The 7165-nt window shown below is 32.7% G+C and carries 5 protein-coding genes; 4 read left to right on the forward strand and 1 reads right to left on the reverse strand.

Going from position 1 to position 7165, the window contains the following annotated elements; all coding sequences use genetic code 11:
* The first annotated feature begins 668 nt into the window (after positions 1 to 668).
* Positions 669 to 1424, forward strand: a complete 756-nt coding sequence (locus tag MK119_RS16010) for a ThiF family adenylyltransferase (protein WP_290680623.1) — start codon at positions 669 to 671, stop codon at positions 1422 to 1424.
* 3 nt (positions 1425 to 1427) lie between these two features.
* Here the strand turns inward: MK119_RS16010 and MK119_RS16015 are convergent, their stop codons facing one another.
* The gene (locus MK119_RS16015; protein WP_290680625.1) at positions 1428 to 2186 is read right to left on the reverse strand and encodes a LuxR C-terminal-related transcriptional regulator; all 759 of its coding nucleotides are present in this window, start codon (positions 2184 to 2186) and stop codon (positions 1428 to 1430) included.
* 760 nt (positions 2187 to 2946) lie between these two features.
* On the opposite strand from MK119_RS16015, the gene MK119_RS16020 reads away from it, so the two are divergent.
* From MK119_RS16020 to MK119_RS16030, 3 genes are all read left to right on the forward strand, one after another.
* The gene (locus MK119_RS16020; protein ID WP_290680627.1) at positions 2947 to 3633 is read left to right on the forward strand and encodes a hypothetical protein; all 687 of its coding nucleotides are present in this window, start codon (positions 2947 to 2949) and stop codon (positions 3631 to 3633) included.
* Between the two features lie 269 nt (positions 3634 to 3902).
* A complete protein-coding gene (locus MK119_RS16025) occupies positions 3903 to 4430 on the forward strand; it encodes a UpxY family transcription antiterminator (protein WP_290680629.1) in 528 nt (175 codons plus the stop codon).
* 12 nt (positions 4431 to 4442) lie between these two features.
* On the forward strand, positions 4443 to 7165 hold a 2723-nt coding region (locus MK119_RS16030; protein ID WP_290680631.1), incomplete at its 3' end, for an amino acid adenylation domain-containing protein.

Genomic DNA, 7165 nt, shown 5'->3' on the forward strand with positions numbered 1-7165 from the left:
TAAATTCTTCATGTAATACGAATCTTTACTAAATATAAGAAAATGTTTTTAATGTTAATTTTATCAAAGAATATGGGCTGATTACTAAATATATAACGTAATTTATCAGTATTATTTTATCTCAAATTTAAAACAATTGTTTATTCTTTTTTTATGGTTTTCCTTATTGTAAAAATATATCAAGGAATAGGTGAAATTATAGATTATGAATGGTGAGAATTATTCTTGAAAAAGATAATTTGTGTGGTTGAAACTATCTGGTATTTGCATTTTTATTCCATGAATTTGATTCAAAACCAACTTTTTTAAGAAAAATGAGTCTATGAAAATAGCAGCATTATTTTGATGTAATATTGACTTATTTTCAACAAAAAATGCATTTGGAGCCGAATATAATCTATAAAAATGCTATGTAGTCATAACAAAGAGAAGGTAAACAAAGCCCTTAAATACAACGCTTTCCAGAATACGCATTTTATTTTGTGAGTTTTTACTTTCTTTATTTTTTGATTTTTTAGAAAAGAATAGTTTCTTGCAAAAAAATCAGAATTTACGTTTAATTCTAGCTAATTTTTTTATATTATTACTCATCAAAATACAAAAACCTACCCTTTTGTGTAGTGGCACATACTCCTAACGACAGTACCTTTGAAACAAAAATCATCAATATGAGCGATAGATATTCTAGAAACAGAATCTACTTAACTACTGAAGAGCAAGAAATTATCAAAAATTCCCCCCTAATTCTGGGTGGATCTGGTATAGGAAGCGTCATTGCCGAATGCGCATTACGATTAGGGTTTGAAAATATCACAATCATTGATGGCGATCACGTGGAAGAGTCAAATTTAAATCGACAAAATTATACTGAAAACGATATTAATGTAGACAAAACAGAAGCCATAAAAGATAGATTGCTCGCTATTAATTCTAAAGCAAAGATTACAGTACACAATACCTTTTTAACGGTTGACAATGTTGAAGAATATATCAAAGGACATAAAATTGCCATAAATGCACTTGATTTTACAACAGATGTACCGTTAGTATTTGATAAAGTTTGCCAAGAAAATAATATTCCTGTATTGCACCCGTACAATTTAGGTTGGGGAGGATTGGTAACTGTTATTGCTCCTGACGGATTATTATTGGATAGTATTAAAAAGCCAGGCGGAGATCCTTTTAGCGAAGTGAATGTAGTTGAATATGCATCTAATTATTTGAAATTTTGGGGAACTCCACATACTTGGATTGATGAAATTATTGCTAAATACAAAGCTGAAAAAGAGCCATTATCGCCGCCACAACTTTCGGTAGCTTCATGGACTGTAGCTGCTATGTGCGCGCATATTGCTTACAATATCACTACAGGAAAAGAATACAAAAAGTTTCCTGAGTTCTATTTGTCAACAATACTAAGCTAACAACTAGATCAACTTGTTGTTGGTAGCATAGGCGATTGCTTCAGATATATTTGTTACATCCAATTTATCGAAAAGTTTTCTTCTGTGAAACTTCACCGTATCTGGAGAAACGAAGATTGCTTGGGCAATTTCACTGATTGTATATCCTCTGGTGGAGAATAAAAGAATTTCTCGTTCTCTATTGGTTAACTTTATACGTTCTGAAGTTCTCCAAAAGTTACCTTCTAAGTCGTATCTAAACAGTTTATTATCACCTTTTTTATAAATGGTAATATTTCCTGCTTGTTGCTCTGCTGACAAAGAAATAATACACAAAGCTTTCCATATTTTCCCTTCATTGGTTAAAAAAATTGGAGTCAGCTTCTGATTGATTAAGATGGTTTTGCCTTCTTGATTTTTAAGGTGATAGTCATAAGAAATTGTATAATTCTTACGCTCTTCCAATGGAATACGTTCGTAAAATTCAAACCCAGCCTCATTAATCTTTAACAACAAATTTAAATCCTCTTCTATGACATATTTAAAATAAAAAGCATATCCCATTTCCTGTACTTCTTCAGCAGTGTGACCGCATAGAAATAGAGGATTGTCTGAAACGTATTCGAATCCTTTTTGTTGGTAATCAATAATGTAAATACTTTTGTAGGTAGTTCTTGCAAAGGCCATTACTGGCGCCAAATAATTTGCAGTTTTTTGTTGTTCATTATTCGAAATACTGTTTACTGTATTTCTAAATGAAAAAAAATCATTAACATCGTTCATAGTAAAATATTTAGTCCACTAAAAGTCAGTAATGTTTTGTCTCGCCTGGTGAGAGCATTAACAACAAAAACATCTTATCATTGTACAACTGTTATATATTGTTTAATGATATACTTTTAGCAGAATTCACTTTTTTCCCTTTTTTTCCCTTGTTCAAGGGGAAACCCTTATTTATATTTTATTCCGCTGTTTTTTAGGTTATGTTTCTTTTTTAACTTTTTTAGTTGTTCCTAATTTCTTCTTAATTTAATGTTGTTAGGTGTTAATGCGAATTAGAAATTTCCAATTCTTTTTCTCATGTTTTTTCTATAAATATTTATATGAATAGTAATCTTTGTATGTAATCTATATATGAAAAACAGATAGCAGGTATGGTATTTTTCATAATATTATACGCAACTTTTCTAAGAAGTAATAAAAAAACAGTATGGAGGAGTTTGTTGTTTTTTCTTACAATCTTGGAATCTCTATCCAAACAAATATAGCTAATGCTATTTACATGACCAATTAAACATTTTATATTTTATATTTCATAAAACCTTAACGCTTTGTTTTAGTTGAGTTTAGGTTAAAAATTAAGAATTCTATTTAAAAAACGAATGCTGGAAAAAGCGTGCTTTTGCACGTTTTTTTTGTGCCTTTTGTGTCCGTTTTAATACCTACACAAAAGTGTAGTTTTTTACTAATCAGTCAGTTACTACACTTTGGTGTAGCGCTTTCACCTGCTCTGAGGGATAGTTTTGAATCAAAATTTTTAACCATGAATATTGAAAGAAACTACCCAACAAACTTAGGAAAAGGACAGATTTTAGACCTTGCAAAATTTATCGTAACAGAGAACTTTAAGCATCACTCAAATAATGTTTTGCCACAAAATTATGAGGATGACATTAATGCTATTCACGAAGAAGAAATTAAGTACATTGATAATTCAGAAATTTTTGTAGTAAAAAATGATACTGACGAAATTACTGGAGCAATTAGAGTATTAAAATGGAATTATTCTGATGTATTGCCAATTCAGAAAATTTTTGGAATCAACCCGTTACTTGCCATAACAAATTATAATGTAAACGAAATCTTTCACATTGGAAGATTTGCCATTCAAAAAGAATCAAAAGACGTTAACTTATTTAAAAAATTAATGGTGTGTGCTATTGCGCCAGTTTGTGCACACAAAGGTAATATCGCTTTTGCTGAAATTGATAGTAAACTACTACGCGTATTACGTTTATTAGGAATCAAAGCATCTGTTATTGGAGAATCTATCGAATACTTAGGATCAGAAACAATCCCTGTAGCTTTTACATACGATGGATTGATTGATTTCTTCAACAAAAACAAGTCATTAGTTTCACAGGAAGCATTAGCTTCAAGCCTTGTATCTACAGAGCTACCTGAAAGTGTAGTTTCAGAAAATATTGAATACAACTACTCTTTAGTGTAGTGACAGTAAACACGTTAGCTTGTACTTTTATACTGTAATTAAAAAGCATATCTGAGTATCATAATATATAGTTGATCAAGACTAAGAATTCAGAAAAGCAAACTCGAAGACCATACATAGTCAAATTAAGACTAAGGAACTCAAAAAATAATACCAGAAGACCTTAAAAAGTCATTGTCAGACTAAGGAATTCAAAAAACATAAATCATTAACAAATAAGCTTCATGGGACTGAGGGAAGCGAAGCTATATTCAAAAACCACTTAACTTATGAAAACTACTTCAAACTCAAAATGGCATGTACTCTATGTGAACTCTCGCTGGGAAAAAAAAGTTCATGATCGTATTCAGGAAGCTGGAGTTGAATCATTCTTACCACTTGCCAAAACCGTAAGAACTTGGAGCGATCGCAAAAAAGTTCTTTTAGAGCCTTTATTCAAATCGTATGTGTTTGTAAATGTAAAATCTCCGATGGACTTCTATAAAGCATTATCCGTAAATGGAGCTTGTGCATATATCCAATTTGGAAAAGAATATGCAGTAGTTCAAGATTATGAGATTGAAAACATTAAACTCTTAATTGGAGATGATCAAATTCTGGATCTTACCACAGAAGAAGCATTGCCAACAATAGGGGAAAAGAGAAGAATTGTTTGTGGAGCATTAGAAGGATTAAAATGTGAAGTTCTTCGCGCAGATACTACTAGTAAAATATTAGTACGAATTGACTCATTACACCAAAACTTAGTTGCAACGATACCATCCTATTACCTAGGGGAAGAAGCATTAACCGCATAAAAACTTAAAACCATGAAAAATTTAGAAAATAAACTTACCGCAGATTACTGGATACAAAAAGTGAAAAATAGTTCACCAGTTGCCGAAGAAACGTTTAAACCTGCCAATACAGAGCGTTTTTTCATGACCAATGAAGAACTAGCATATTTCACAAAAATTACCGCGCAAAACCCTATCGCAGAGTATACAATATTCTTCGTGATCTACAGCGCTTTAATTGAAAGATACTTCGAAACTTCTGATTTTATCTTTTCTACCATGCTTGGACAAAACAATATACCATTGTTATTCGAGCAACCTGAATTTAAAGGAAAAGCATTTAAAACATTATTACAAGAAACAAAAGCAGAAATTCAAGAAGTATATAAGTATACAAAATTTGGAGATGATTTTGAATTAAAAAATACATTTAAAAACTATTCAGCTTTCGGATTCAACTATGGAAAAACGGAATATAACTTACCGTTTATGTTGCATGTTGAAAGACAAAATAACGGTTTCACTGTATGGGTTTCATATTCTGAAAACTTTACGAAAGATACTATAGCAAACCACTTTGTGCAAAATGTCCAATCATGGTTAAAAAATTTAGAGACAAATATCACAGAGAGAATCGATTTGGTTGCTATAGTATCGGAAGCTGAACAAAACCGTATTATAAACGAGTTTAATGATACAAATTTTAACTTCCCGTCAGATGAAACTATTATTGAGCTTTTTGAGCAACAAGTTGAACGTACACCGCAAAATACTGCCATTATATTTGGAGACAAAAGCTTTACGTATGATGAAGTAAATAGAGAAGCCAATAAACTAGCACGTTTTTTAATAGAAAAATATAACATTACTACCTCTGATTTTATCGGAGTAAAGATGGAAAGAGATGAGCGATTAGTAATTTCTTTAATCGCCGTATTAAAAACGGGTGCAGCGTATGTACCGATTGACAAGAATTATCCTCAAGAACGCATAGAATACATCGAGAAAGATAGTAACTGTCGCTTAGTAATTGATGAAAGCTTAGCATATTTCAATGAAAACAATGATCAATATGCAGATACGAATGTAAACGTTGCTAAAGATGCAGACGATTTAGCATACATCATTTACACATCAGGAACGACAGGAAATCCAAAAGGTGTTATGATTACACACCAAAATGCCGTAGCAATGATCTATTGGGCATTTGAAGAGTTCCGCAATACCAATCATGAAGTTACCTATGCAGTAACGTCACATTGTTTTGACCTTTCTGTATATGAGTTCTTCTATACCTTATCGACAGGAAAACACATTCGTGTGATGCAAAATGCCTTGGAAATTGCACACTATGTAGAGCAAGATCAAAACATTTTGATCAACACAGTGCCATCTAGCATGCGTAACTTATTAGCGAAAGAATGCAGTTTAGAAAATGTTGTAGCAATCAACTTAGCAGGAGAACCTTTCCCAGTTGATATTGCAAATACATTGCTAGAAACAACGAACGCAGAAGTTCGTAACCTATACGGTCCGTCTGAAGATACTACGTATAGTACCTACTATCAACTTTCAGAAGGAAACGAGTATAGTACCATTCCAGTAGGAAGACCATTATTAAACACACAGGCGTACATTTTAGATGAAAACCGTCAATTAGTACCAGTTGGAGTAGAAGGTCGCTTATACCTCTCTGGATTAGGTGTAACGAAAGGGTATTTAGGAAGAACAGAACTCACAAACGAAAAATACATACAAAATCCTTTCAATCCATCGCAGCGCATGTACGACACAGGCGATCAAGCAAAATGGATGGCTGATGGAAACATTGCATTCTTAGGAAGAAAAGACCATCAAGTAAAACTGAGAGGATTCAGAATCGAATTAGAAGAAATAGAAACAGCAATACAACGTTCGTCTGAAGCTATCCAGCAAGTCGTAACGATTGTAAAAACGCATTTAAACGAAGAAGTCCTAGTTGCTTATTTTACAGCTACAGAAAGTGTAGACAAAGCGGAATTGAGAGCAACGCTTACCTCAAAATTGCCAGGTTACATGGTTCCTAGCTATTTTATAGCGTTGCCTAAGATTCCACTAACGCCAAATGGGAAACTAAACAGAAAAGCATTACCAGAAATAGATGCTTCTACCGTAGTGAAAGAAAACTATGTAGCACCAACGAATAAAACAGAAGAAACGTTGGTTACAATTTGGGAAGATATTTTAGGTGTAGAAGAAATTGGAATTAAGGATCATTTCTTTGAGTTAGGAGGTCACAGTTTGATGATTTCGCAAATGATCAACCGTGTCCATAAAGAAATGGATAAGCGCATTCCTTTCAAGATCTTTTACACGAACCCTACGGTAGAAAGCTTATCACAGTCTTTATTAGACGAAACATTCGAGAATATTGCCGCGGCACCAGAAGCAGAAGCGTATGACTTATCACCATCACAAACACGTTTTTGGTTGTTGCAAAAGATTCAAGGAAAGTCGAAAGAATTCAACATTTACAATGCATTCAGAATGCAAGACGACTTGAATCATTCTATGTTCGAAGAAGCTTTCAACATCTTTGTAGATCGTCATGAAATTTTACGTACCATTTTCATCGAAGAAGATGGATTACCAAAGCAAAAGATTCAAAAATTCGCGCCAGTTATTGTACCATTCTATGAAGTAGAAGATGTAGCAACCATTCGCGAAGCAATTTTCAATCATGCATTCAGCTTAGATGAGCAACCATTATATGAAAT

Source organism: Kordia sp., from assembly GCF_022447245.1.
In the GTDB taxonomy this organism is placed as follows: Bacteria; Bacteroidota; Bacteroidia; order Flavobacteriales; family Flavobacteriaceae; genus Kordia.